The organism is Duganella sacchari (genome assembly GCF_900143065.1).
Taxonomy (GTDB): Bacteria; Pseudomonadota; Gammaproteobacteria; order Burkholderiales; family Burkholderiaceae_D; genus Rugamonas; species Rugamonas sacchari.
Map to the genome: position 1 here is coordinate 283,847 of NZ_FRCX01000003.1, position 22,185 is coordinate 306,031.

21 protein-coding genes are annotated in these 22,185 nt (G+C 62.3%); 7 read left to right on the plus strand and 14 right to left on the minus strand.

Annotation, left to right across the window (positions count from 1 at the left end; all coding sequences use genetic code 11):
• Position 1: 1 nt before the first annotated feature.
• From BUA36_RS07755 to BUA36_RS07800, 10 genes are all read right to left on the minus strand, one after another.
• Positions 2-934, minus strand: a complete 933-nt coding sequence (locus BUA36_RS07755) for a 2-hydroxyacid dehydrogenase (protein ID WP_072783164.1) — start codon at positions 932-934, stop codon at positions 2-4.
• An 11-nt stretch (positions 935-945) separates the two neighbouring features.
• On the minus strand, positions 946-2,952 hold the full coding sequence (locus BUA36_RS07760) for an acetyl/propionyl/methylcrotonyl-CoA carboxylase subunit alpha (protein WP_072783166.1): 2,007 nt from the start codon (positions 2,950-2,952) through the stop codon (positions 946-948).
• Positions 2,953-3,024: 72 nt separating this feature from the next.
• The gene (bioB, locus tag BUA36_RS07765) at positions 3,025-4,071 is read right to left on the minus strand and encodes a biotin synthase BioB (protein WP_072783168.1); all 1,047 of its coding nucleotides are present in this window, start codon (positions 4,069-4,071) and stop codon (positions 3,025-3,027) included.
• 17 nt (positions 4,072-4,088) lie between these two features.
• On the minus strand, positions 4,089-4,865 hold the full coding sequence (gene bioD / locus BUA36_RS07770; protein WP_072783170.1) for a dethiobiotin synthase: 777 nt from the start codon (positions 4,863-4,865) through the stop codon (positions 4,089-4,091).
• Complete coding sequence (gene bioF / locus BUA36_RS07775; RefSeq protein WP_072783173.1) at positions 4,862-6,052, minus strand: 8-amino-7-oxononanoate synthase; 1,191 nt, start codon at positions 6,050-6,052, stop codon at positions 4,862-4,864. Before bioF ends, bioD begins: the two co-directional genes overlap by 4 nt.
• Before the next feature lie 2 nt (positions 6,053-6,054).
• A complete protein-coding gene (gene bioA / locus BUA36_RS07780) occupies positions 6,055-7,383 on the minus strand; it encodes an adenosylmethionine--8-amino-7-oxononanoate transaminase (protein ID WP_072783175.1) in 1,329 nt (442 codons plus the stop codon).
• Between the two features lie 44 nt (positions 7,384-7,427).
• Positions 7,428-8,216, minus strand: a complete 789-nt coding sequence (locus tag BUA36_RS07785) for an enoyl-CoA hydratase/isomerase family protein (RefSeq protein WP_139260410.1) — start codon at positions 8,214-8,216, stop codon at positions 7,428-7,430.
• Positions 8,217-8,218: 2 nt separating this feature from the next.
• The gene (locus BUA36_RS07790) at positions 8,219-8,986 is read right to left on the minus strand and encodes a dienelactone hydrolase family protein (RefSeq protein ID WP_084560050.1); all 768 of its coding nucleotides are present in this window, start codon (positions 8,984-8,986) and stop codon (positions 8,219-8,221) included.
• A gap of 14 nt (positions 8,987-9,000) precedes the next feature.
• Positions 9,001-10,608 carry a carboxyl transferase domain-containing protein gene (locus tag BUA36_RS07795; RefSeq protein ID WP_072783180.1) on the minus strand — a complete coding sequence of 536 codons (1,608 nt, stop codon included), beginning with the start codon at positions 10,606-10,608 and terminating at the stop codon, positions 9,001-9,003.
• A gap of 17 nt (positions 10,609-10,625) precedes the next feature.
• Positions 10,626-11,063 (minus strand): YchJ family protein, encoded by a 438-nt coding sequence (locus BUA36_RS07800; protein WP_072783183.1) that lies wholly within the window; start codon positions 11,061-11,063, stop codon positions 10,626-10,628.
• Between the two features lie 167 nt (positions 11,064-11,230).
• On the opposite strand from BUA36_RS07800, the gene BUA36_RS07805 reads away from it, so the two are divergent.
• The 7 genes from BUA36_RS07805 to BUA36_RS07835 all read left to right on the plus strand — a co-directional run bounded on the left by BUA36_RS07805 (position 11,231) and on the right by BUA36_RS07835 (position 18,351).
• A complete protein-coding gene (locus tag BUA36_RS07805) occupies positions 11,231-11,971 on the plus strand; it encodes a GntR family transcriptional regulator (protein ID WP_072783185.1) in 741 nt (246 codons plus the stop codon).
• A 5-nt stretch (positions 11,972-11,976) separates the two neighbouring features.
• A complete protein-coding gene (murQ, locus tag BUA36_RS07810) occupies positions 11,977-12,855 on the plus strand; it encodes an N-acetylmuramic acid 6-phosphate etherase (protein WP_072783187.1) in 879 nt (292 codons plus the stop codon).
• A 135-nt stretch (positions 12,856-12,990) separates the two neighbouring features.
• Positions 12,991-14,247, plus strand: coding sequence for an MFS transporter (locus BUA36_RS07815; RefSeq protein ID WP_072783189.1), 1,257 nt, complete (start codon positions 12,991-12,993; stop codon positions 14,245-14,247).
• Positions 14,248-14,271: 24 nt separating this feature from the next.
• Positions 14,272-15,942: a glycoside hydrolase family 10-like protein gene (locus tag BUA36_RS07820; protein ID WP_371851427.1), complete on the plus strand. Its 1,671-nt coding sequence runs from the start codon at positions 14,272-14,274 to the stop codon at positions 15,940-15,942.
• A 3-nt stretch (positions 15,943-15,945) separates the two neighbouring features.
• Positions 15,946-16,845 carry an N-acetylglucosamine kinase gene (locus BUA36_RS07825; RefSeq protein WP_072783193.1) on the plus strand — a complete coding sequence of 300 codons (900 nt, stop codon included), beginning with the start codon at positions 15,946-15,948 and terminating at the stop codon, positions 16,843-16,845.
• 18 nt (positions 16,846-16,863) lie between these two features.
• Entirely contained in the window at positions 16,864-17,724 is an 861-nt protein-coding gene (locus BUA36_RS07830) for an N-acetylmuramoyl-L-alanine amidase (protein WP_072783195.1), read from the plus strand.
• A gap of 12 nt (positions 17,725-17,736) precedes the next feature.
• Positions 17,737-18,351: a M15 family metallopeptidase gene (locus tag BUA36_RS07835; RefSeq protein WP_072783198.1), complete on the plus strand. Its 615-nt coding sequence runs from the start codon at positions 17,737-17,739 to the stop codon at positions 18,349-18,351.
• Here the strand turns inward: BUA36_RS07835 and ampC are convergent.
• The 4 genes from ampC to BUA36_RS30205 form a co-directional block, all read right to left on the minus strand.
• A complete protein-coding gene (ampC, locus tag BUA36_RS07840; protein WP_084560051.1) occupies positions 18,348-19,532 on the minus strand; it encodes a class C beta-lactamase in 1,185 nt (394 codons plus the stop codon). The genes BUA36_RS07835 and ampC overlap by 4 nt on opposite strands.
• Positions 19,533-19,609: 77 nt before the next feature.
• Complete coding sequence (locus BUA36_RS07845; protein ID WP_072783202.1) at positions 19,610-20,587, minus strand: aldo/keto reductase; 978 nt, start codon at positions 20,585-20,587, stop codon at positions 19,610-19,612.
• The gene (locus tag BUA36_RS07850) at positions 20,584-21,432 is read right to left on the minus strand and encodes a DUF3037 domain-containing protein (RefSeq protein ID WP_072783204.1); all 849 of its coding nucleotides are present in this window, start codon (positions 21,430-21,432) and stop codon (positions 20,584-20,586) included. Before BUA36_RS07850 ends, BUA36_RS07845 begins: the two co-directional genes overlap by 4 nt.
• 107 nt (positions 21,433-21,539) lie before the next feature.
• Positions 21,540-22,172 carry a HipA family kinase gene (locus BUA36_RS30205; protein ID WP_139260412.1) on the minus strand — a complete coding sequence of 211 codons (633 nt, stop codon included), beginning with the start codon at positions 22,170-22,172 and terminating at the stop codon, positions 21,540-21,542.
• Between the last annotated feature and the right edge of the window lie 13 nt (positions 22,173-22,185).

The following is a 22,185-nucleotide window of genomic DNA, read 5'->3' on the forward strand; positions in this document are numbered from 1 at the left end:
TTCAATATCCCAGTGTGCGGTCGACCAGGCCGGCGACTGGTTCGCCTGCTTCGGTCTTGCGGATTTTATCGGCGATCTGCTGCACGCTCTCACGGCGCAAGGTCAGCGCGGAGATGTGCGGCGTGATGGTGATGCGCGGCTCCTGCCAGAACGGATGCTGCGCCGGCAGTGGCTCATTGCGGAACACGTCCAGCGTCGCCGCCGCGATGTGGCCGGATTTGATCAGCGTGAGCAGATCCGGTTCCGCCAGATGCGCGCCGCGTGCGACGTTGATGATGTACGAACCCTCCGGCAGCTTGCACATATTGGTGCGGTCCATGATGTTACTGGTGTCCGGCGTCAGCGGCAGCATGCAGACCAGCGCGCGGGTGCCGCGCAGGAAGGTGTCCAGGCCATCGGCGCCATGGAAGGTCTGCACGCCCGGTACGTTCTTTTCGGTGCGGCTCCAGCCGCGCAGCGGGAAACCGAACGGCGCCAGCGCTTCCAGCACGCGCATGCCCAGTACACCCATGCCCAGCACGCCGACTGAGAAGTCCTGCTTGTGATGCTGCGGCAGCGGCGCCCATTGGCCGGCGCGCGCCTGCGCCTCGTATTCGTCAAAGCGGCGGAAGTAGCGCAGCACGGCGTGCGTGACGTATTCGGCCATCTGCACCGCCATGCCCGCATCTTCCAGGCGGATGATGGGCACGTGCTGCGGCAAGGCGTCGCCGAATTTCAGCAGCGCGTCGGCGCCTGCGCCGGTGATGAAGATGGCCTTGACGGTGGCCAGCTCCGCCAGCATGGCCTCCGGCGGCGACCACACGACGGCGTAGTCGCACGCCTGGCATTTTTCGCCGGCATGCCAGATTTCGATTTCGGCTTCAGGCAGGTATTTGGCGAAATCTTTGATCCACGGCTCGGTTTTGCCGTCCGCGCGGTGTAGCAAAATGCGCATGGTGTTTCTCCTTATGCCGCCTTGAAGGCCAGCAGCGGCGCACCGTCTGCCACCTGGTCGCCGACGGCGTAGAGGATGTCGTCCACCACGCCGTCATGCGGGGCGGCGATGGTGTGTTCCATCTTCATGGCTTCCATGATGACCAGTGCTTCACCCTTCTTCACTTCCTGGCCTTTGGTGGCAAGGACGGCGACTACTTTGCCGGGCATTGGTGCGGTGAGGCGGCCGCCTTCGGCTTCGGTTTCGCCGGCGTGCGCCATCGGGTCGTTCCAGGCCAGCTGGTAGTGCGCACCGTTGGCGTAGACGTGGAACATGTCGCCGTCGCGCAGCACGGTGCCGTGCGTGGCGGTGGCGCCCAGTTTGATGCTGTAATCGTTACCGTCACGCGCCGTCAGGCTCAGAGGCTGCGGTTGTTCGCTGCTGCTGGCGCTGAACAGCCAGTCCTCAGGGCGATAGGTGACGTAAGTGTCGTAAGCCGCACGCTCGTCGTTGAACGCAAGCTTGCGCGCGTAGGATTGGTTCATACGCCAGCCGCTGGTCTGCGCCCATGGGTCGGCGGCAGGTTTGCGTTCCGACGACAGCAGCGCGGTCGCGGCCAATGCCAGTGCGCTTGCCGGCGCCGCCTGTGCGGCCGGGAACAGGCTGTCATGGTTACGCTCGATGAGGCCCGTATCCAGATCGGCAGTGGCGAAGGCCTGGCCTTCCACCAGGCGTTTCAGGAAGGCGATGTTGCTGGCCAGGCCGACGATCTGGTACTGCGCCAGCGCTTGCGCCATGCGGGCCAGGGCCTGCTTGCGGTCCGCGCCCCATACGATCAGTTTGGCGATCATCGGATCGTAGAACGGCGAGATGGCATCGCCCTGGCGTACACCGGAGTCGATACGCACGCCGGCGGGTGCGTCAGCCACGCCGCCCAGTTCAAACGAGACGGCGCCTGGTGTGCCGAGATGGCGCAACGTGCCGATCGACGGCAGGAAGCCCTTTTCCGGATTCTCCGCGTAGATACGCGCTTCGATACTGTGACCGTTGATGGTCAGTTCGTGCTGCTGCTTCGGCAGCGGCTCGCCAGCGGCCACGCGCAGCTGCCATTCAACGAGGTCGGTGCCGGTGATCATTTCGGTCACCGGGTGTTCGACTTGCAGGCGGGTGTTCATCTCCATGAAGTAGAACGAACCGTCCTGGTTGGCGATGAACTCCACCGTGCCGGCGCCTACGTAGCCGACGGCGCGCGCGGCAGCGACTGCCGCCTCGCCCATCGCCGCGCGGCGTTCAGCGCTCATGCCGGGAGCTGGCGCTTCTTCCAGCACTTTCTGGTGACGGCGCTGCACCGAGCAGTCACGCTCAAACAGATAGATGCAGTTGCCGAGCGTGTCGGCAAATACCTGAATTTCAATGTGACGCGGACGCTGGAGGTATTTCTCCGCCAGCACCTTGTCGTCACCAAAAGAGCTGATCGCCTCGCGCTTGCAGGACGCCAGTGCATCCTTGAACTGCGCCGAATTTTCGATCACGCGCATGCCCTTGCCGCCGCCGCCGGCCGAAGCCTTCAGCAGTACCGGGTAGCCGATCTTGTCGGCTTGCGTGTGGAGGAAATCGGCATCCTGCTGCTCGCCGTGGTAGCCAGGAACCAGCGGCACATTGGCTTTTTCCATCAGCTGTTTTGCCGCCGACTTGGAGCCCATGGCGCGCATGGCCGATGCTGGCGGGCCAATGAATACCAGGCCTGCTTCGGCGCAGGCATCTGCAAACCCGGCGTTCTCGGACAGGAAGCCGTAGCCGGGATGGATGGCCTGCGCCCCAGTCGCCTTGGCGACAGCGATGATCTTGTCGCCGCACAGATAGCTCTCTTTGGCGGCTGCGGGGCCGATCAGCACTGCTTCGTCGCACACGGCGACGTGCTTGGCGTTGGCGTCCGCTTCCGAATAGACGGCGACGGTCTTGATGCCCATGCGGCGTGCGGTAGCAGCGACACGGCAGGCGATTTCACCACGGTTGGCGATCAGAATTTTTGTAAACATCGTCTCTCTCTTTGCAGCTTATTTTGTAAATTTGCTGGAAGTTTTTTTATCGTGACGTTCAGTGTGGCTGGATCAGCAGCCGCACTGTTCTTTTTGTACCGACTCCAGTACCGCACCGCGCGTACGCAGGCCCAGTTTCTCCAGCAGGGCGCGATCGTCGTTGGCTTCCGGGTTATCGGTGGTCAGCAGCTTGTCGCCGTAGAAGATCGAGTTGGCGCCGGCCATGAAGCACATGGCCTGAATCGCTTCGCCCAGTTCACGGCGGCCCGCCGACAGGCGCACGCGCGCTTTCGGCATGGTGATACGCGCTACCGCGATGGTGCGGACGAATTCAAACGGGTCCAGACGGTCCATGCCGTACAGCGGCGTGCCTTCCACCTGCACCAGGTGGTTGATCGGCACCGATTCCGGGTATGGATTCAGGTTGGCCAGCTGCGCGATCAGGCCGGCGCGCTGGTCGCGGGTTTCGCCCATGCCGATGATGCCGCCGCAGCAGATTTTCAGGCCGGCTTCACGCACGTGGCCCAGCGTATCCAGGCGGTCCTGATAGTCGCGGGTCGAGATCACGTTGTCGTAGAACTCGGGTGCGGTGTCCAGATTGTGGTTGTAGTAGTCCAGGCCCGCGTCTTTCAGGCGCTGCGCCTGGTGTTCTTCCAGCATGCCCAGCGTGGCGCAAGTTTCCAGACCCAGTGCCTTCACCGAGCGCACCATCTCTTCGACCTTGTCCATGTCGCGGTCTTTCGGGCTGCGCCATGCGGCGCCCATGCAGAAGCGGGTGGCGCCGTTGTCCTTGGCCTGCTTGGCCGCGTCCAGCACGGTGTCGATGTCCAGGATCTTCTTGGCTTCGACGCCGGTGTCGTAGCGTGCCGCTTGCGGGCAGTAGCCGCAGTCTTCTTCGCAGCCGCCGGTTTTAATCGACAGCAGCGTCGCCAGTTCCACGTCGCCATCCGGGAAGTTGGCGCGGTGGACTTGCTGTGCCTTGAACAGCAGATCGTTGAAAGACAGTTCGTACAACGCCAGCACTTCTTCGCGCGGCCAGGTGGAGGCAGCAGGCGTGATCGGTGCCGTCGGGCGGTGCAGCGAAACGACTTTCGGTTCTTGCAGGATGTTCTGAGGCATACGGGTTCCTTCTTCGTTCAAATTGCGTTTGGCAGCGGCCAGTGAGGCAGCTGCGTAAAATCGATAAATTCAACGGCGGCGGCGGCGGCCGGCTGGTCCAGGCGCGGCACGCGGCCCAGCAGCGGCGCGGGGATGCGTTGCGCCAGCGCGGCGACGTTTTCGTCGGCGAAGGCCATGTCGGCCTGGGTTTCGTTGGCCACCCAGCCCACCAGCTTCAGGCCGCGCGCCAGGATGGCTTCCACCGTCAACAGTGCGTGGCTGATGCAGCCGAGGCGCAGGCCCACCACCAGCACGACTGGCAGCGCCAGTTGTTCGGCCAGGTCGGCGGTATCAAATTCGTCATTCAGCGGCACGCGGAAGCCGCCCACGCCCTCCACCACCACTGCATCCGAGGCGGCGTGGATTTCAACGTAGGCCGCCAGGATCGGCACCGGCGAAATGGTGATGCCTTCCAGTGCGCCAGCGATGTGCGGCGCGGCCGGTTCCTTCAACAGGAACGGCGTGGTGATCGATTGCGGCAGGTGGACATTGCCGGCGGCGGCCAGCTGGTCGCAATCGTCGTTGTGCCATGTGCCGTCAGCGCCCAGCTCGGCGCCCGCCGCGACGGGCTTCATGCCGCAGGCGCGCACGCCGCTCTGCACCAGTGCGTGCAGCATGGCGGAGGAAATCAGGGTCTTGCCGATTTCGGTGTCGGTGCCGGTAACGAAGCAGCTGAAGCGCGGCGGTACGCCGCTGCTTGCACCTACCGGCTGCGTTTGTGGCGAGACTGCTAACACAGGATCGTCCAGGCTCATTTGAAGTCCCTTTCCAATGCATTGATCGCAGTTATCAATTTTGCGACTTCCATGCCGCTATGTGCTGCGGACAGCGTAACGCGCAGACGCGAAGTGCCGGCCGCCACGGTGGGCGGGCGGATCGCGCCGACCCAGAAGCCCTGCTCGTACAAGGCGGCGCCCGCGCGCATGGTGACGCCATTATCGCCGATCAGGATGGGCTGGATCGCCGTCTGCGAGGGCAGGCGCTGCCAGCGTTCCAGGCGCAGGCCATCGTCTAATTGTGCCACCAAAACCTTCAGGTGAGCGCGCCGCGTGCGGCCTTCCTCGCCTTCCAGCAGGTCGAGGCTGGTCAGCAGGGCATGCGCCAGCGCTGGCGGCTTGGCGGTGGTGAAAATGTAGGGGCGGGCTTTGTGGATCAGCGTTTCAATCACCGTTTCGTGCGCGGCGACGAACGCGCCGCTGACGCCCGCGGCCTTGCCCAGGGTGCCCATGTAGACCAGGTAGGGTGAGCGCAGGTTGAAGTGTTCCAGGGCGCCGTGGCCGTTCTCGCCCAGCGTGCCGAAGCCGTGGGCGTCGTCCACCACCAGCCAGGCGTTGTACTGCTCGCACAGGGCCAGCAATTGCGGCAGCGGTGCGAGGTTGCCGTCCATGCTGAACACGCTGTCGGTGACCACGACTTTGGTGGCGGCCTTGCTGGCTTTGAGCAGTTCTTCCAGCGCTTGCAGATCGGCGTGCGGGTAGACGTAGGCCTTGACGCGCGACAGGCGGACGCCATCGATCAGAGAAGCGTGGTTCAGCTGTTCGGAGAAGATTTCTGCATCCTTGTCGCCAGCGGTCAGGCCGGTGATGACCGCCAGGTTGGCCATGTAGCCGGTGCAGAAGCTGAGCGCGCGGGGCTGCTCGAGGTGCGCGCCGACGAATTGCGCCAGCCGCTCTTCCAGCATTGCGTGGGCGCGGCTATGGCCGCTAATCAGCGGCGCGGCGCCGCTGCCGACGCCGTAGATCGCCGCGCCTTCCTGCAGCGCGAGTTTGATCTTGCGGTGGTTGGCCAGGCCCAGATAGTCGTTGGTGCAGAAGGCCAGCAGTTCGCGGCCGCCGACATTAAGGCGCGGGCCGCATGGCGTGTCCACCGTGCGGCGCTTGCGTATCAGTTGATGGTCTTCCAGCGTGTGCAGCTGTTGCTGGAGTTGTTTGAGCAGTTCCATCGTCAGCCCGCCATCACTTGATTGAACACGGCCAGCGTGTTGGCGGCGAGGCCGTCGATTTCCTCGTCGCTGAGGATGTACGGCGGCATCATGTAGACGGTGGAACCGATAGGACGCATCAGCAGTTCGTGCTCGGTTGCGGTGGCGAAGAAGCGGCGCGAGAAGTCTTTCGGTGCATCGATGGCGTCGAAGGCCCAGATCATGCCGCGCTGGCGGAAGTTGCGCACCTGGTCGTGCTGCGCCAGCGGTTGCAGCGCTTTGGTCAGGCGCTCCGCTTTTACACGGTTGGTGTTCAGCACATCATCTTCTTCGAAGATTTGCAGCGTCGCCAGTGCGGCGCGGCAGGCCAGCGGACTGCCGGTGTAAGAGTGCGAGTGCAGGAAGCCGCGCGTGACGTCGTTGCTGTAGAAGGCCTGGTAGATTTCATCGCGCGTCATCACCAGCGACAGTGGCAGGTAGCCGCCGCTGATGCCTTTCGACAGGCACAGGAAGTCCGGCCACACCTTGGCCTGTTCGCAGGCGAAGAAAGTGCCGGTACGGCCGCAGCCGACGGCGATTTCGTCGAGGATCAGGTGGACCTTGTGCTGGTCGCACAGTGCGCGCACCAGTTGCAGGTACAGCGGGTCGTGCATGGCCATGCCGGTGGCGCATTGCACCAGCGGCTCGATGATGATGGCGGCAATCCTGTCGCCACGTTCGATGAACAGGCGTTCGACATCGGCGGCAGCGCGGCGGGCGACATCGGCAGCCGTTTCGCCTTCTGCGGCGGTGCGCGCGTCCGGCGACATTACGGTCTGCGAGGCGCGCAGCAGCGGGCCGTAGGCGTCCTTGAACAGGGCGACGTCGGTGACAGCCAGGGCGCCGATGGTTTCGCCGTGGTAGCTGCCTTTGAGGCAGACGAATTCCTGCTTGTCCGTATGGCCGTGGTTGCGCCACGAGTGGAAGCTCATCTTGAGCGCGATTTCAACGGCGGAGGCGCCATCACTGGCGTAGAAGCTGTGGCCCAGCACATGGCCGGTCAGCGCGGATAATTTTTCCGACAGTTCAATCACCGGTTCGTGCGTGAAGCCGGCGAGCATGGCGTGTTCCAGCGTGTCCAGCTGGTCTTTCAGGGCCGCGTTGATGCGCGGGTTGGCATGGCCGAACAGGTTCACCCACCAGGAGCTGATGGCGTCCAGGTAGCGGCGACCTTCGTGGTCGTACAGCCATGCGCCTTTGCCCCGGCTGACGGGGATCAAAGGGATGGTTTCGTGGTGCTGCATCTGGGTGCACGGATGCCATACGCTGCGCAGGCTACGCGCGACCCAGTCGCTTTGTGTCTTCAATTCCAAAACTGCTCCTATCACGTCATTCCCGCGCAGGCGGGGACGACGGGTTAACTATTCAACCAGGCAGGCTTTCTCTTCTCAAGGAAGGAAGCTACACCTTCGCGCCCCTGGTCGGAGGCGCGGATTTGTGCGATGCGTTCGGCCGTATCGGCCAGCAGCGCATCGTCGACTTCTTGCCCGGCCACCTCGCGCACCAGCACTTTGGCTTGCTGCACGGCGTTCGGGCTGTTGTTGACCAGTGCCTTGACGATTTCCGCCACCTTGGCGTCCAGCGTATCGGCTGTCACGACTTCGTGGGCGAAGCCGATCCGCAGCGCTTCCTGCGCGCCGAAACGTTCGGCCGTCAGGAAGTAGCGGCGCGAGGCGTTTTCGCCCATGGCCTTGATGACGTAAGGCGAAATGGTGGCGGGGATCAGGCCCAGTTTTACTTCGCTCAGACAGAAATTGGCCTCCTCGACCGCGACGATGATGTCGCACGCGGCCACCAGGCCCATGCCGCCGGCGTAGCAATCGCCCTGCACCTTGGCCACCACGGGCTTGGGGCAAAGGTAGATTGTACGCAGCATCTCCGCCAGATGCAGAGCGTCGGCGTGGTTTTCGGCGTGCGTGTAGCCCGCCATTTTTTTCATCCAGTTCAAATCGGCGCCGGCGCAGAAGGCCGGGCCGTTCGCCGCCAGCACAATCGCGCGCAGGCCGGCATCTTCACCGAGCTCGCTGAAGGCTTGCTTAATCTCGGCGATGGTGGTTTCGTTGAAGGCGTTGCGCACGTCGGGACGGTTCAGCGTCACGGTGCCGATGCGGCCTTCGCGGGTAATGGTCAGAGTCGTAAAGGCCATGTTCAATCCTTGTACTTGATTTCAGTCGGCATTCCGACAGACTTCAGAAAACGTTCCGTCTCGGGCCACCAGATGGCAACGCCTGCGGGGCTGGAGACCATCCCGTGGGCGTCCTTTTTGAACGGCCCATACGCCACCAGCTGCGCCTTGCCGCCTGCGCTGGTGTAGGCCTTGTACATATCGGCCGCCAGCGTGGGACCAAAGTGCGTATCGTTGGCGCCGTAGAACCACAGGCTCGGTATCGTGCTGCTTCCGCCGTAGGCCTTGAAGGCATCGACCAGGGCGCCTTGCCAGTCGCAATGCGAACGGCTGTTCACGCCGCCCGCGAAGTTGATGATGCCGCGCACACCGGCGATCTTGTGGCTGCCGGCTGCAATCGCCGTCAGCCCGCCATGCGACTGGCCGGCGATGATGACGTGGTCCTGATCGGCCCACGGCTGCTTCATCACATAGTCCATCGCAAAGAACAGCGAATTGGCTTGCTGTTCGCCGTTGTTCTTTGCGTCGCAGTGCGAGTTGACATAGGTGCCGCCGGAACCGGCGAAGCCCATCCGCATCGGGATCACCACAACGTAACCGCGCTTGACGAACTCCTTGCTCACCACCGGGAAGGTGGCGCGCGGCTGCTGGTGCGCGTCGCCGCCATCCTTACCGTGGTTCATGAACAGCACCGGAAACGGACCGGCGCCTGGCGGCTTGTAAATCGTGGTTTGCAGCGTGATCTGCGCACCGCCGATATTGGCCGGAACATCGACGACTTGTTCAACCATGCTGCAATCTCCGCTTACATCCGGAAGACACCGAACCTGGTGTCTTCAATTTCCGCATTCAGCGCGGCGGACAGGCCGAGGCCCAGCACCATGCGCGTGTCGGCCGGATCGATTACGCCGTCATCCCACAGGCGCGCGGTGGCGTAGTAAGGGTGGCCCTGGTGTTCGTACTGCTCCTTGATCGGCTGCTTGAACGCGGCTTCCTCTTCGGCCGACCACGCGCCGCCCTTGCCTTCAATACCATCGCGCTTCACGGTGGCCAGCACCGATGCCGCCTGGTCGCCGCCCATCACCGAGATGCGCGCGTTAGGCCACATCCACATGAAGCGCGGCGAGAACGCGCGGCCGCACATGCCGTAGTTGCCGGCACCGAAGCTGCCGCCGATGATGACGGTGAACTTGGGTACGGCGGCAGTCGCCACGGCCGTCACCATCTTGGCGCCGTTACGGGCGATGCCTTCGTTTTCGTATTTGCGGCCGACCATGAAGCCGGTGATATTTTGCAGGAACACCAGCGGGATCTTGCGCTGCGCGCACAGCTCGATGAAGTGCGTACCTTTCAGCGCCGACTCCGAGAACAGGATGCCGTTGTTGGCGATGATGCCAACCTTCATGCCGAAGATGTGGGCGAAGCCGCACACCAGCGTGGTGCCGTAGCGCGCCTTGAATTCATCGAACTCGCTGCCGTCAACGATGCGGGCGATTACTTCGCGCACGTCGAAAGGCTTGCGCGTATCGACCGGAATCACGCCATACAGCTCGGAGGCGGCATACACAGGTTCCACCGGCGCGCGCTGCTCGCCCTGTTGCGGCTTGGTGCGGTTCAGGTTCGAGACGATGGTGCGGGCCAGCGACAATGCATGCAGATCGTTCTGCGCCAGATGGTCGGCCACGCCGGACAGGCGCGTGTGCACATCGCCGCCGCCCAGGTCTTCCGCCGTCACTACCTCGCCGGTGGCTGCCTTCACCAGCGGCGGGCCGCCGAGGAAGATGGTGCCCTGCTCCTTGACGATGATGGACTCGTCGCTCATCGCCGGCACGTAAGCGCCGCCGGCGGTGCAAGAGCCCATCACCACGGCGATCTGCGGAATACCCTTGGCCGACAGGTTGGCCTGGTTGTAGAAGATGCGGCCGAAGTGGTCGCGGTCCGGGAATACATCATCCTGATTCGGCAGGTTGGCGCCGCCCGAGTCCACGAGGTAGATGCACGGCAGATTATTCTGGTCAGCGATTTCCTGCGCGCGCAGGTGCTTCTTCACCGTCATCGGATAGTAGGTGCCGCCCTTGACGGTGGCGTCGTTACAGACGATCACGCACTCCTGGCCCGCCACGCGGCCGATGCCGGTGATGATGCCGGCCGCCGGCGCCGCATCGTCATACATGGCGTAGGCCGCCATCTGCGACAGTTCAAGGAAAGGCGTGCCGGGATCGAGCAGCATCTGCACACGGTCGCGCGGCAGCAGCTTGCCGCGGGCGACGTGCTTGGCCGACGCCGCCTCACCACCGCCCAGCGCGATCTTGGCGATCTTGTCGCGCAAATCGTCGACGACAGCCTGCATGGCAGCGACATTGGCTTTGAAATCCTCGCTGCGGGGATTGAGTTTGCTTTCGATCTGCGGCATTGCTTTTCCTTTATCTTTTATTCTGGAAAACTACCGTCAACGTAAAACCAGCGCAGGTCTCCTCCTTCTGCTGGCTCGCGTACGAAACTGCTGATTTCGTGCAGGCGCTGCGCCCGGCCATTGATCTTGAACCGGGCCACAAATTCCACCGTATCCTGGGTCAGGCCGGCATCATCTGCTTTACGTTGACGTAAACGTAAAGCAGATTTTACCTCAAGTCCCAGCCATTGCACCTTTTCCTCTTCACTCATGATGGGTTCGGTCGGCCGGGTGCTGGCATGCCAGGTGGCCAGCAGGTAGGGCTCGTTGCGCTGGCCGTAGGCGGTATAGCGCGAACGCATCAGTGCTTCAGCGGTCGGGGCAATGGCAGTACCATCGATATACGGGCCGCAGCAGGTGGCGAGGGATGGGCCGCCGCACGGGCAGCCGGCGGGCGGGGAGGACTTCTTGGACATGGTCGGGACAGTCGAGTCTGGTGATGCAAACCCCGCATTATCCGCCAAATAAGCGCACTTCGCCGATGTCGCGTTATGCTACATGTATAAATATTGTTAGTTCATACCTCGTTATGCGTACACCGTTTTTCGCATCGCTATTACACTAGAGGTGTGAGGAGAATTGAATGAGCCAGACCAGTTTTGAATTCAAGGCGGATGCCAATGACAGTTCGCCGTTGTACATGCAAATTGCCCGCAAATTGAGCGACGATGTGCTCAATGGCCGATACCAGGTGGATCAGGCGCTACCGTCTGAACGGACCCTGTCCGAGTTGCTCAACGTGTCGCGGGTCACCGCGCGCAAGGCAATTGACCAGCTGGTCGACCAGGGATTGGTGGTGCGGCGTCGCGGATCGGGCAATTATATTGCGCCGCGCATCGAGCAGCCGCTGTCCAACCTCACCAGTTTTTCGGAGCAGTTGCAGCAGCGCGGCCACATCCCCGGTTCGCGCTGGCTCAAGCGGGCGGTGGTGACGCCGACACCGGAAGAGCAGCTGAGCCTGGGGCTGTCGCCATATTCCAAGGTCGCGCGCCTGGAGCGTCTGCGGCTGGCTGATGATGTGGTGATGGCGTATGAAGTGTCGGTGCTGCCGCAAACCGTGCTTAACGATCCGAATGCGGTGGGCAACTCGCTGTACCAGTATCTGGAAAGTATCAACAAAGCGCCGGCGCGCGCCTTGCAGCACATCCGCGCGATGAATGCATCGGCCGAGCTGGCCAAGCAGCTGGGCGTGCCGGAAGGCCAGGCCGTGCTGTACATCACGCGGATCGCCTATCTGGAGACGGGCGAGGCGATGGAACTCACGCATTCCTACTGTCATAGCGACCATTATGACTTCGTCGCTGAAATGCGGCGCGCGACGTAAGCCTCATGCTCAAGACCGAAACGCCCAGCACCCAGCACACACAACTGGACCTCTATCCGGTAGAGGACCTGGTCGGCGCCCTGATCGACGACCAGGCGCAGGCGTTGCGTGCGGTGCAGGTGGCGTCAGGCAGCATCAGCGCGGCAGTGTCGGCCATGGCACCGCGCATTGCCGCAGGCGGACGCCTGATCTACGTGGGCGCCGGCACCTCGGGCCGCCTGGGCATCCTGGACAGCGTGGAACTGTATCCCACCTTCTCCTGGCCGCATGAGCGGGCGATCGCCTTGCTGGCCGGCGGCCTGGGCGCCATGTTCGAAGCGGTGGAAGGCGCCGAGGACGACCGCAACAAAGGCGCCTCCGACCTGCGCCTGCTCTACCCCACCTACAACGACGTGATCTTGCTGATCGCCGCATCCGGCACCACGCCCTACGTGCTGGGCGCGATGCAGGCGGCGCGCATGGTGGGATCGCTGACGGTGGGCATCGCCAATAACGCGGGCACGCCCTTGCTGAGCGGGTCCGATATCGGCATCTGCGTGGATACCGGACCGGAGGTGATCTCCGGCAGCACGCGGCTCAAGGCAGGCACGGCGCAGAAAATCGTGCTCAACACCTTATCGAGCGCGCTCATGGTGCGCTTGCACAAAGTCTACGGCAACCTCATGGTCGACCTGCATGCGACCAACGCCAAGCTCAAGGAGCGGGCAGTACGCCTGACCATGCACGCCACCGGCGCCGATACCAACGCCGCGCTTGGCGTGCTGGAGCAGTGCCAGTACCAGGTCAAAGTCGCCATCGTCATGCTGCTCAAAAAACAGACCGCCGCCGAAGCGCAAGCCCAGCTGGACCTCCACACCGGCAATATCCGCAGCGCACTGAAGTAACCGCCCCCTCAAACGCCAGCGAAAACCCTGCCGCTACAAATCGGGGTCAGGTCCGTCATTTCTACACGAGCTCGTCCATAGAGCCTGTTACAGTTCAGCTTGTGTAGAAATGGCGGACCTGACCCCGGAGTGGATATGCGTGAACGTAGTGCCTGGGCATGGGTGCCCAGTATTTCTTTCAGCCAGGGCGTGCCTTACGTCGCGGTGATGATGCTGTCGACTGTGATGTATAAGAATCTCGGTATCTCGAATGCGGATCTGGCGTTTTATACGGCCTGGCTGTATCTGCCGTGGGTGGTGAAGCCGCTGTGGTCGCCGGTGGTGGAGATGTTCGGTACCAAGCGCCGCTGGATCGTGCTGTTGCAGCTGCTGTCCGGCGCGGCGCTGGCGGCGGTGGCGCTGACGCTGCACGCGCCGGATTTCTTCCGCTGGACGCTGGTGATCTTCTGGCTCATGGCCTTCAGCTCGGCGACCCACGATATCGCTTCAGATGGCTTTTACATGCTGGGCTTACCCACTCAGCGGCAGCAGGCGGCGTTTGTTGGCGTGCGCAGTGCGTTCTACAAGCTGGCAATGATCGGCGGCCAAGGTGGCCTGGTGTATCTGGCCGGCCGCTTGACCGAGGTTTCCGGTAGTCCGGTGCACGCGTGGTCGGTGGTGTTTGCGTTGACGGCGGCCCTGTTCTTCGTGCTGTGCGCCTATCATCAGCTGGTCCTGCCCCGTCCGGACTCGGACCACAGTCACGCCGCCAGCGGTGCGCTGTGGCGCGATTTTGTGCACACGTTCCAGCGGTTTTTCCAGAAGCCGGACATTGTTACCACGCTGGGCTTTTTGCTGCTGTACCGTCTGGGCGAGGCGCAGTTGCTGAAGATGGCTGCGCCTTTCCTGCTGGATCCGCGGGACAAGGGCGGACTGGGCCTCAGCACCTCGGATTTCGGCCTGGTGTACGGCACCATCGGCGTAGGTGCGCTGGTGCTGGGCGGACTGGCGGGCGGTGTGGTGATTTCGCGCTTCGGCCTTAAACGCAGCCTGTGGCCGATGGTGTTCATCATGCACGTGCCGGATCTGGTGTTCGTGTATCTGGCGACGGCGCTGCCGGCCAATCTGACGCTGATTTCCATTTGCCTGGCGGTGGAACAGTTCGGCTACGGTTTTGGCTTTGCCGCTTTCATGCTGTACATGGTGCTGGTGGCCGATGGCGAGCATAAAACCGCGCATTATGCGATGTGCACCGGCTTTATGGCGCTCGGCATGATGTTGCCGGGCATGGCCAGCGGCTGGATACAGCAGCAACTCGGTTATCAACATTTCTTCATCTGGGCCTGCATCTCTACCCTGCCCGCGTTTGCGATGGCGGCACGGGTACGCATTCCGGACGAATTCGGTCGTTGAGCCATTACAATATGATCTCAACTGATGCGGAGAGTGGTTTTGGTTTTTAATGCGAAGAAGCGGCTGACTTTGTCGGTTGGCGTGGCAGCCGGTCTGGCGGCGCTGCTTGAGGGATGTTCCAGTACGCCGATTGCGCCGATGCCGGAGCCTGGCGCGACGCCGCCGCCGGCGCGTCCGCCGGAGCCGGGCCGTCCGGCGCCAGCACCGGCCGATCCGAACACGCCGCCACCGGCGCCGCGCGAATTCCGCGCGGCCTGGGTGTCGACGGTGGCCAATATCGACTGGCCGAGCCGGAATACGCTGCCGGTCGCAAAGCAGCAGACCGAGGCCCTCGCGATTCTCGACCGCGCCAGGGCGCTGAACCTGAATGCGATCGTGCTGCAAGTGCGCCCGAGCGCGGATGCGATCTATCCGTCCCAGCTGGAGCCGTGGTCGGAATTCCTCACCGGCCAGCAGGGCCGCGCGCCGGCGCAGCCGTGGGACCCGCTGCAATTCTGGATCGAGCAGGCGCACGCGCGTGGCCTGGAGCTGCATGCGTGGTTCAATCCCTACCGCGCGCGCCATGCGACGGCCAAGTCGCCGCTGGCGGCCAACCATATCGGCCGCACGCAGCCGGACGTCGTCAAGTCTTACGGCCGTTATCTGTGGATGGACCCGGGCGAATCCGCCGCTTCGCAGCACACGCTGAATGTGGTGCTGGATGTGGTGCGCCGCTACGATATCGACGGTGTGCATATCGATGACTACTTCTATCCGTATCCGATTGATACGCCCAATGCGGCCGGCCCGGAAGGTGTGGCGCTGGATGGCGGCGTAGGCGCCAGGCAGGAGCTGGAGTTCCCGGACCAGCCATCGTGGCAGCGCTATCTGCTCGGCGGCGGCACGCTGGACCGCGCCAACTGGCGCCGCCAGAACGTCAATTCGCTGATCGAGGCCATGTACCTCGGCATCCGCAAGGAGAAGTCGTGGGTACGCTTCGGCATCAGCCCATTCGGTATTGGCCGCCCGGACCGGCGTCCGGCCGGCATCGCCGGTTTCAGCCAGTACGACAAGCTGTATGCGGATGCGGAACTGTGGCTGGCCAACGGCTGGCTGGATTACCTGGCGCCGCAGCTGTACTGGCCGGTGGCCCAGGCGCCGCAGGCGTTTGATGTGCTGCTCGATTACTGGCTGGCGCAGAACACGCGTGCGCGTCACGTATGGCCGGGCCTCTACACCAGCCGCATCGACAATAGCGCCAAGGCCTTCGCGCCGGAAGAAATCGTCAAGCAGATCGGCGTCACGCGCAGCCGCAATGGCGTGCGCGGCCACCTGCATTTCTCCATCGCCGCGCTGATGGAGAACCGCAAGGGCATCGCCGACCAGCTGCGCACGCAAACCTATCAAACGGCGGCATTGACACCGCCTACGCCATGGCTGGGCAGTGACGCGCCAGCCGCGCCGCAGGCGGCCGCGCGCCGCGAGAGCAATGGCGTGGCGCTGAAACTGTCTGCCAGTGCGGGCAAGCCGGTGGCGAACTACGCGATCTGGTCGCGCTACGGCGCGGAGTGGCGCTTTGCCGTGGCGCCGGCTTCGCGTCCGGTGCTGCTGCTGGCGGACGATGCGGCGGGTGGCGCAGCGCAATCTGTGGTGGTCAGCGCGGTGGACCGCCTTGGCAATGAAAGTGAACGTATCAACGTTTATACACGGAGCTGATGAATGAGTAATCTCGGACTGGGCATCGATGCCGGCGGCACGCAAACCCGCTGGGCGCTGGCGGATGCGGCAGGCGCCATTGTGGCCGAGGGCAGTGTCGGCGGCATGTCGGCCACGCAGATGGGCAGTGCGGCCGGCCGCGATGCGGTGCGCGGCCTGTTCGCCATGCTGGCCACGCAGGTGCTGGCGGCTGGGCGGCCAGTGCGCGTCTGTGCCGGTCTCACGGGTTTTGATGGCGTCGGCACGCAGGCCACGCAACTGCTGGCGGAGGTGCTGAAGCTGGCGCCAGCGGCCATCAGCATGCGCAATGACGTGGAGATCGCCTATCTGGACAGCTTTGCGCCGGGCGAAGGCTATCTGGTCTACGCCGGCACCGGCTCTATCGCTGCCTGGATCGATGCCGATGGCCAGTTCCATCGCGCGGGCGGGCGTGGCGTCACGCTGGACGATGGCGGTGGCGGCTTCTGGATTGCGCGCGAGGCCATGCGCCATATCTGGCGCATGGAAGACGAACAGCCGGGCGTGTGGCAGCAATCCGCCATGGCGCGCGCGGTGTTTGACCAGATCGGCGGCAGTGACTGGTCGCTGTCGCGCCAGTTCATCTATGGCCAGGATCGGGGCGCTATCGGTCAGCTGGCGCTGGCTGTCGCTGCCAGTGCGGACGCCGATCCGGTGGCGCGTAACATCCTTGAGCGCGCGGGCAGCGAGCTGGCACGTATCGCGCTGGCGCTGGTCGGCCGCTATGGCCCGCGTCCGATTGTGCTGGGCGGACGCGCAGCGCATCTGCATCCGCTGATTGCGCAGAGTATGCGCGCGGCCTTGCCGGCCGAGCTGACGGTGACGCAGCGGCACACGCTTGCGCACCACGCGGCGGCGCGGATTGCTCTACACTCTTGTCATTGAATCCCTGCTGAGAAATTTATGAAGATCATTCCGCTACTCGCCTTGACTGCCCTGGTGGCCGGCTGCGCCACAGTGCCGCCGCCGCCCACCGGACCGCGTCTGGACCACTCGCTGACATCGCGCGCGCAGAGTGACCGTATCAAGTATGTGATCGTGCATTACACCGTGAGCGACTTGCCGCGTTCGATCAAGACGCTGACGACGGCGGATGTGAGCGCGCACTATCTGCTGACGGATACGGAGCAGCCGTTCTTCTACACGCTGGTGGACGAATCGCGCCAGTCGAATCACGCGGGCTACAGCAGCTGGAAGATTTATAACCAGCTCAATTCGGCGTCGATCGGGATTGAGATTGTGAATCCCGGCTTCAAGGAGACGGCGCAGGGACGCGTGTACGCGCCATTCTCGCAAGCGCAAATCGATCAGCTGATTTTGCTGTTGAAGGATATCGTCAAGCGTCACAATATCCCGATGGGGAATATCCTCGGCCACAACGATATCGCGCCGCAGCGCAAGCAGGATCCGGGACCGATGTTCCCGTGGAAGCAGCTGGCGGATGCCGGCCTGATTCCATGGCCGGAAGCGAGCCGCGTGGCGGCGCGCGTGCCGGGCTTCCAGGAGCAGCTGCCGGATGTGCTGTGGTTCCAGCGTAAGCTCGCTGAACACGGCTATGCCGTGCCGCAGAATGGTGAGCTGGATCAGGCCACGCGCAATGTGATTTCGGTGTTCCAGACCAAATACCGGCCATCGCTGTACGACGGTACGCCGGATGCGGAAACCGCAGCATTGCTGGATGTGTTGACCACGCCGTTGCCGGTTATTCCGGCTGCCGTTTCCGCGCCAGTGACCGCGCCTGCTGCCGGCGTGCCCGCAGAATAGGCGCCTGCGGCCATGAACGCATCGACCATCCGTTGCGAAGCGATTCCTGGCCATCCTGATTTCCGCCGGCTTGATAGTATCGCCGGCATTGCGGTGGATCTGCGCTATGCCACGGCTGACAACTTCGTCGGCCGTGACCTGTACTCGCCGCTGGATTGCGCCTGGCTGCACACGGATGCCGCCGCTGCGCTGGAACGCGCCGTCGCCTGGCTGGCTGCGCACCGGCCGGACTATCAATTGCTGGTGCTGGACGCCTTGCGCCCGCAGCGTGTGCAGGAGCAGCTGTGGGATGCGCTACAGGGCACCGATCTGCTGACCTATATCGCGGAGCCTGCGCGCGGTTCCATCCATTCCTTCGGCATGGCGCTGGACCTCACGCTGACGGACCGGCACGGCCATGAACTCGACATGGGCACCGGCTTTGACGACCTGAGTGAACGTTCCCACCCTGCGCTGGAAGAAGGCCTGCTGGCCGTTGGCGCGCTGACCGGCCAGCACATTGAACACCGCCGCTGGCTGCGGGACGCCATGCAGCACAATGGCTGGCATGGCATCAACACCGAATGGTGGCATTTCGATTGCGGCGACCGTTTGCACGTGCGCCAGCATTACACGCGTGTGATTTAGTTTTCCAGCTGCTGCATGATGGCGTAAGCCGCTTTGACACGCGCCTCGATCGGATAGTTTTTATTGGCCAGTATCACAATGCCGATTTTCTTTGCCGGCACAAATGCCACATATGCGCCGAAGCCGTTGGTGGCGCCGGTTTTGTTATACCAGGTGCTGTCCGATGCCGGCTTTGCTGGCGTCAGCAGCTTGACTGGATTGGCCAGGCGGCTCATGGTGTTTGAGTTACCGGCTTGCAGCGTATCCAGCGCGACCGGATAGGCGTACTGCTCCCAGCCCAGTCCCTGGGTCATGCCGCCAACCTGGAAATAGCCCACGTGGGTGCCTTTAATTGCGCGGCTCAGCGTGGCGTCCAGATGGCTCGGATCGATATTCGCCTGCACGTAGCGGATCATGTCCGCAGTGCTGGAACGCACGCCATAGGTGTAACCTGAAAACAGCTCGCTGCCCATGCGTACCGGCTGGTTTTTCTGGTTGTATCCCCAGGCGTAGTGCGCCAGCGCGCTGTCCGGCATGCGGATGTAGGTGCTGTGCATGCCCAATCCCGGCAGGATCTGCTTTTCCAGCACGGCCGCGGGATCGGATTTCAATGCCAGACCGGCGAGATTGCCGAACATGCCCAGGCTAGGATTGGAATACTGACGCACTACGCCCGGCCCAGCTTTTGGTTTGAAGTGGCCAAAATAGTCCAACATGCCCTGTTCATTGTCGGCCAGGTCATCCGGGAACTGCAGCGGCAGTCCGCCGGCGGTGTAGGTGCCGAAATGGAGCACCGTGGCCTTGTCGAGCGCGCTGCCTTTGAGCTTGGGGATGTAGCGGCTGGGATGGTCGTCCAGCGACAGTTTGCCTTGCACCAGCGCATACGAGGCCATGGTTGCCGTGAAGGTCTTGCTCACCGAGCCCAGTTCGAACAAGGTGTTTTCATCGACTGGTGCACTGCTCTCTTTCGACGCCACGCCGTAGCTGAAGTAGGCCGGCTTGCCGTTGACGGTGACGGCAACCGCGATGCCCGGCACGTCGTATTCCTTCATGATCGGTTTAATCAGCTGATCGACCACGGTTTGCAGGTCGGCGGAGATAGCGACAGGCGTGCTGCAGCACGCAGCAATGGCCAAGGCCAGGCGGCTCAGAGTAGACAAGGTTATTCCTTTGGTGATGGTTAGAAAGGCCCACACGCACATCACGTGCGACGAGTGACACCATTGTGCGACAAATGTCGCACACGGTCAAGCGTGCCCGAAATGGACGTGAATGTGGGTTAGCGGTCCACCGTGGCCATGCGTTCCTGGCTGTAGCGCGGGCCTGCCACCTGGGCCAGCGCGCTGGCGAGCGTGGCGAGCTCGCTGGCGCTGAGGGAAAGGTCCACCGCAGCCGCGTTCTGTTCCAGGTTGCTGCGGCGGCGCGTGCCGGGAATCGGCACGATGTCGTCGCCCTGATGCAGCACCCACGCCAGCGCGATCTGGCCCGCCGCGACGCCACGCGCGGCAGCCATGTCACGCACCACCTGCGCAGCCTGCATATTGGCGTCGAAGTTAGCGCCCTGCATGCGCGGGTCCTGGTGACGGAAATCGCTCGGCGGATAGTCTTCCGCGCGCCTGGCGGTGCCGGCCAGGAAGCCGCGGCCCAATGGGCTGAATGGCACCAGGCCGATGCCCAGTTCGCGCAGCACGGGAATGATGTCCGCTTCCAGATTGCGTTCCCACAGCGAGTATTCGCTTTGCAGCGCAGAGATGGGATGCACGGCGTGCGCGCGGCGGATGTTGGCGTTACCGGCTTCGGACAAGCCGATGTAGCGCACCTTGCCTTCACGGACCAGCTCCGCCATCACGCCAACCACTTCTTCAATGGGGACATTGGGATCGATGCGGTGCTGGTAGAGCAGGTCGATGTAGTCGGTGCCGAGCCGGCGCAGCGAACCTTCCACCTTGCTGCGGATCTGCTGAGGATCGCTGGTGACGCCGACGTTGGCGCCATCGCGGATGTCGAAGCCGAATTTGGTGGCGAGGATGACCTCACTGCGGCGGCCCTTGAACGCACGGCCCAGCAGCTCTTCGTTGGTGTAAGGGCCGTAGACTTCCGCCGTATCGAAGAAGTTAACGCCCAGTTCAATTGCGCGGTGCAGCGTGGCGATGGATTCCGTTTCATCCGCCGCACCATAGGCGAAGCTCATGCCCATGCAGCCCAGGCCTTCGGCAGAGACGGTTAATCCTTGCTTTCCTAGAGTACGTTTTTTCATCTGCTGTAGCTGTGATTGAGACCGCCATGCTGTGCGAACTCGATAATGGGTTGCGAAGCGCCATGAGGAACAACCAGAATGTCGCGTGACTGTAGTTCTCCGACGATCTCATCCCTTGCACGGCTACGTGGAGACAGTTCCTGGTACGAGGGACCTTGCACGGAGAAGAGTACCTCGGTGGGCAGGAGATCGCGTTTCCTCAATGAGTCTATGCGATAGAGCCACTGCCCGCCGTGATCTATTATTTTTGCAGCGTCCGCATAATTCAGATTGAGCGGTTTAATAACCTTCTCGGGAAGATCCTCCGGACCCGCTACAAAAGGAAAGTGTGCGTGATAGTCGTCGTTACCGATGCGCGCTGGATGAAATTGATTCTGCAGTCCTGCTGAACGTAACCATCCGCTAACGGTGCGCTCCAACAGCTTTTCCTGGTATTCCCTGGTTGCGAAATTATGGCCGACGTAATAATCATAAAGCTCTGCCAGCTTCGCCTGGCAGTCATCCGCCAATACAACACGTGGATCGCCAAAGCGTAGCATCGTCTCGCGTGGCTTGGTCAACTCCGTCCACAGCGCCAACTGACCCTCTTTTGTTACGGCGCCAGGTTGTCCGTGCAACGATGAAAGCCGCTCAAGTTCGTCGCGAAGACTGCTCATCGCTGCCTTGAAAACCTGGGGATGCAAGCCCTCAAAGAAGTTGGTGACGCGAGCGAACCTGTTACCGAGTAGCTTGAATCCAAAAAAGCGCGCGCCTGGTGCAAACAACACCACGCCAATATTGACAAATTCCTCGGTCTCAATAAAGGGCATGAACCGGGCCACAGCGTAATGGCAAGCAGTTTTCATGTTGGCGGTAGTTGCCAGAAGGCGTTCGTTAAGGCGCGGTCCAGCAGAGCTTTGACGTCATCAAAAGGGTAGTGCACAGGAATAGTTTTCTCGTGATCGATAAAGCATCATTCCTCTGGAAGCGTATCACAAATATCCGTCCAGTTTTCCAATGCTTGTGCGAGGCGATCACGATAGCTGTCGCGTAGCAGAAAGTCGCTAAATAGCTGGTTTGTTTCTTCGGAAAAGACGTGCATCTGGAAAAAGGCCGTTGCGTCAAACTGATCGTCAAATGCGAGGTTATGGTCGATCATTTTCAATGTGCGTGGTGTATCGAGACTCCATAACAAATTTGGATTGCCTCCCAGCTTGGTCAAGTTGCGATCACCGTTGTGGATCCACCAATCAAAAATCAGGACATCACAGCGTAGCTGCTGCGGCGTAGCGCGCAGATTAGGCCGCGTGAGGTGTGTTGCATTAATGCGTAATGATGCAAACACTGGTCCGGGGCCGAGAGCACTATATTGACCAGCTAAATCTGCCTCGATTAGCTCTTCCGGGACCGTTGCGATGGCATACGGTGCAATGGGTAAGTGCAAGGCGGTGCATAGTCTTGCGCTTATCCATTCATTGATCAGCCCATCGCGGTTGGCAGACCTGCCTTTGACAAAATATACCTCACCGTCATCACATCGGCAGATGTACGGTTGAGTTTGGCCTTCCTGGGATCGGCCTAATATCTCGATAACGGTTAAGGACATCGATGGTTCCTCG

Excerpts from the sequence above, each read along its gene's own strand:
- BUA36_RS07830 (WP_072783195.1), top strand. The coding sequence starts at position 16,864 with ATGAAGATCATTCCGCTACTCGCCTTGACTGCCCTGGTGGCCGGCTGC.
- BUA36_RS07805 (WP_072783185.1), top strand. The coding sequence starts at position 11,231 with ATGAGCCAGACCAGTTTTGAATTCAAGGCGGATGCCAATGACAGTTCG.
- BUA36_RS30205 (WP_139260412.1), bottom strand. The coding sequence starts at position 22,172 with ATGTCCTTAACCGTTATCGAGATATTAGGCCGATCCCAGGAAGGCCAA.
- BUA36_RS07760 (WP_072783166.1), bottom strand. The coding sequence starts at position 2,952 with ATGTTTACAAAAATTCTGATCGCCAACCGTGGTGAAATCGCCTGCCGT.
- ampC (WP_084560051.1), bottom strand. The coding sequence starts at position 19,532 with ATGTGCGTGTGGGCCTTTCTAACCATCACCAAAGGAATAACCTTGTCT.
- BUA36_RS07825 (WP_072783193.1), top strand. The coding sequence starts at position 15,946 with ATGAGTAATCTCGGACTGGGCATCGATGCCGGCGGCACGCAAACCCGC.
- BUA36_RS07815 (WP_072783189.1), top strand. The coding sequence starts at position 12,991 with ATGCGTGAACGTAGTGCCTGGGCATGGGTGCCCAGTATTTCTTTCAGC.
- bioB (WP_072783168.1), bottom strand. The coding sequence starts at position 4,071 with ATGCCTCAGAACATCCTGCAAGAACCGAAAGTCGTTTCGCTGCACCGC.
- BUA36_RS07850 (WP_072783204.1), bottom strand. The coding sequence starts at position 21,432 with ATGAAAACTGCTTGCCATTACGCTGTGGCCCGGTTCATGCCCTTTATT.
- bioD (WP_072783170.1), bottom strand. The coding sequence starts at position 4,865 with ATGAGCCTGGACGATCCTGTGTTAGCAGTCTCGCCACAAACGCAGCCG.
- BUA36_RS07800 (WP_072783183.1), bottom strand. The coding sequence starts at position 11,063 with ATGTCCAAGAAGTCCTCCCCGCCCGCCGGCTGCCCGTGCGGCGGCCCA.
- BUA36_RS07820 (WP_371851427.1), top strand. The coding sequence starts at position 14,272 with ATGCGGAGAGTGGTTTTGGTTTTTAATGCGAAGAAGCGGCTGACTTTG.
- BUA36_RS07845 (WP_072783202.1), bottom strand. The coding sequence starts at position 20,587 with ATGAAAAAACGTACTCTAGGAAAGCAAGGATTAACCGTCTCTGCCGAA.
- BUA36_RS07785 (WP_139260410.1), bottom strand. The coding sequence starts at position 8,216 with ATGGCCTTTACGACTCTGACCATTACCCGCGAAGGCCGCATCGGCACC.
- murQ (WP_072783187.1), top strand. The coding sequence starts at position 11,977 with ATGCTCAAGACCGAAACGCCCAGCACCCAGCACACACAACTGGACCTC.
- BUA36_RS07835 (WP_072783198.1), top strand. The coding sequence starts at position 17,737 with ATGAACGCATCGACCATCCGTTGCGAAGCGATTCCTGGCCATCCTGAT.
- BUA36_RS07755 (WP_072783164.1), bottom strand. The coding sequence starts at position 934 with ATGCGCATTTTGCTACACCGCGCGGACGGCAAAACCGAGCCGTGGATC.
- bioF (WP_072783173.1), bottom strand. The coding sequence starts at position 6,052 with ATGGAACTGCTCAAACAACTCCAGCAACAGCTGCACACGCTGGAAGAC.
- BUA36_RS07790 (WP_084560050.1), bottom strand. The coding sequence starts at position 8,986 with ATGGTTGAACAAGTCGTCGATGTTCCGGCCAATATCGGCGGTGCGCAG.
- BUA36_RS07795 (WP_072783180.1), bottom strand. The coding sequence starts at position 10,608 with ATGCCGCAGATCGAAAGCAAACTCAATCCCCGCAGCGAGGATTTCAAA.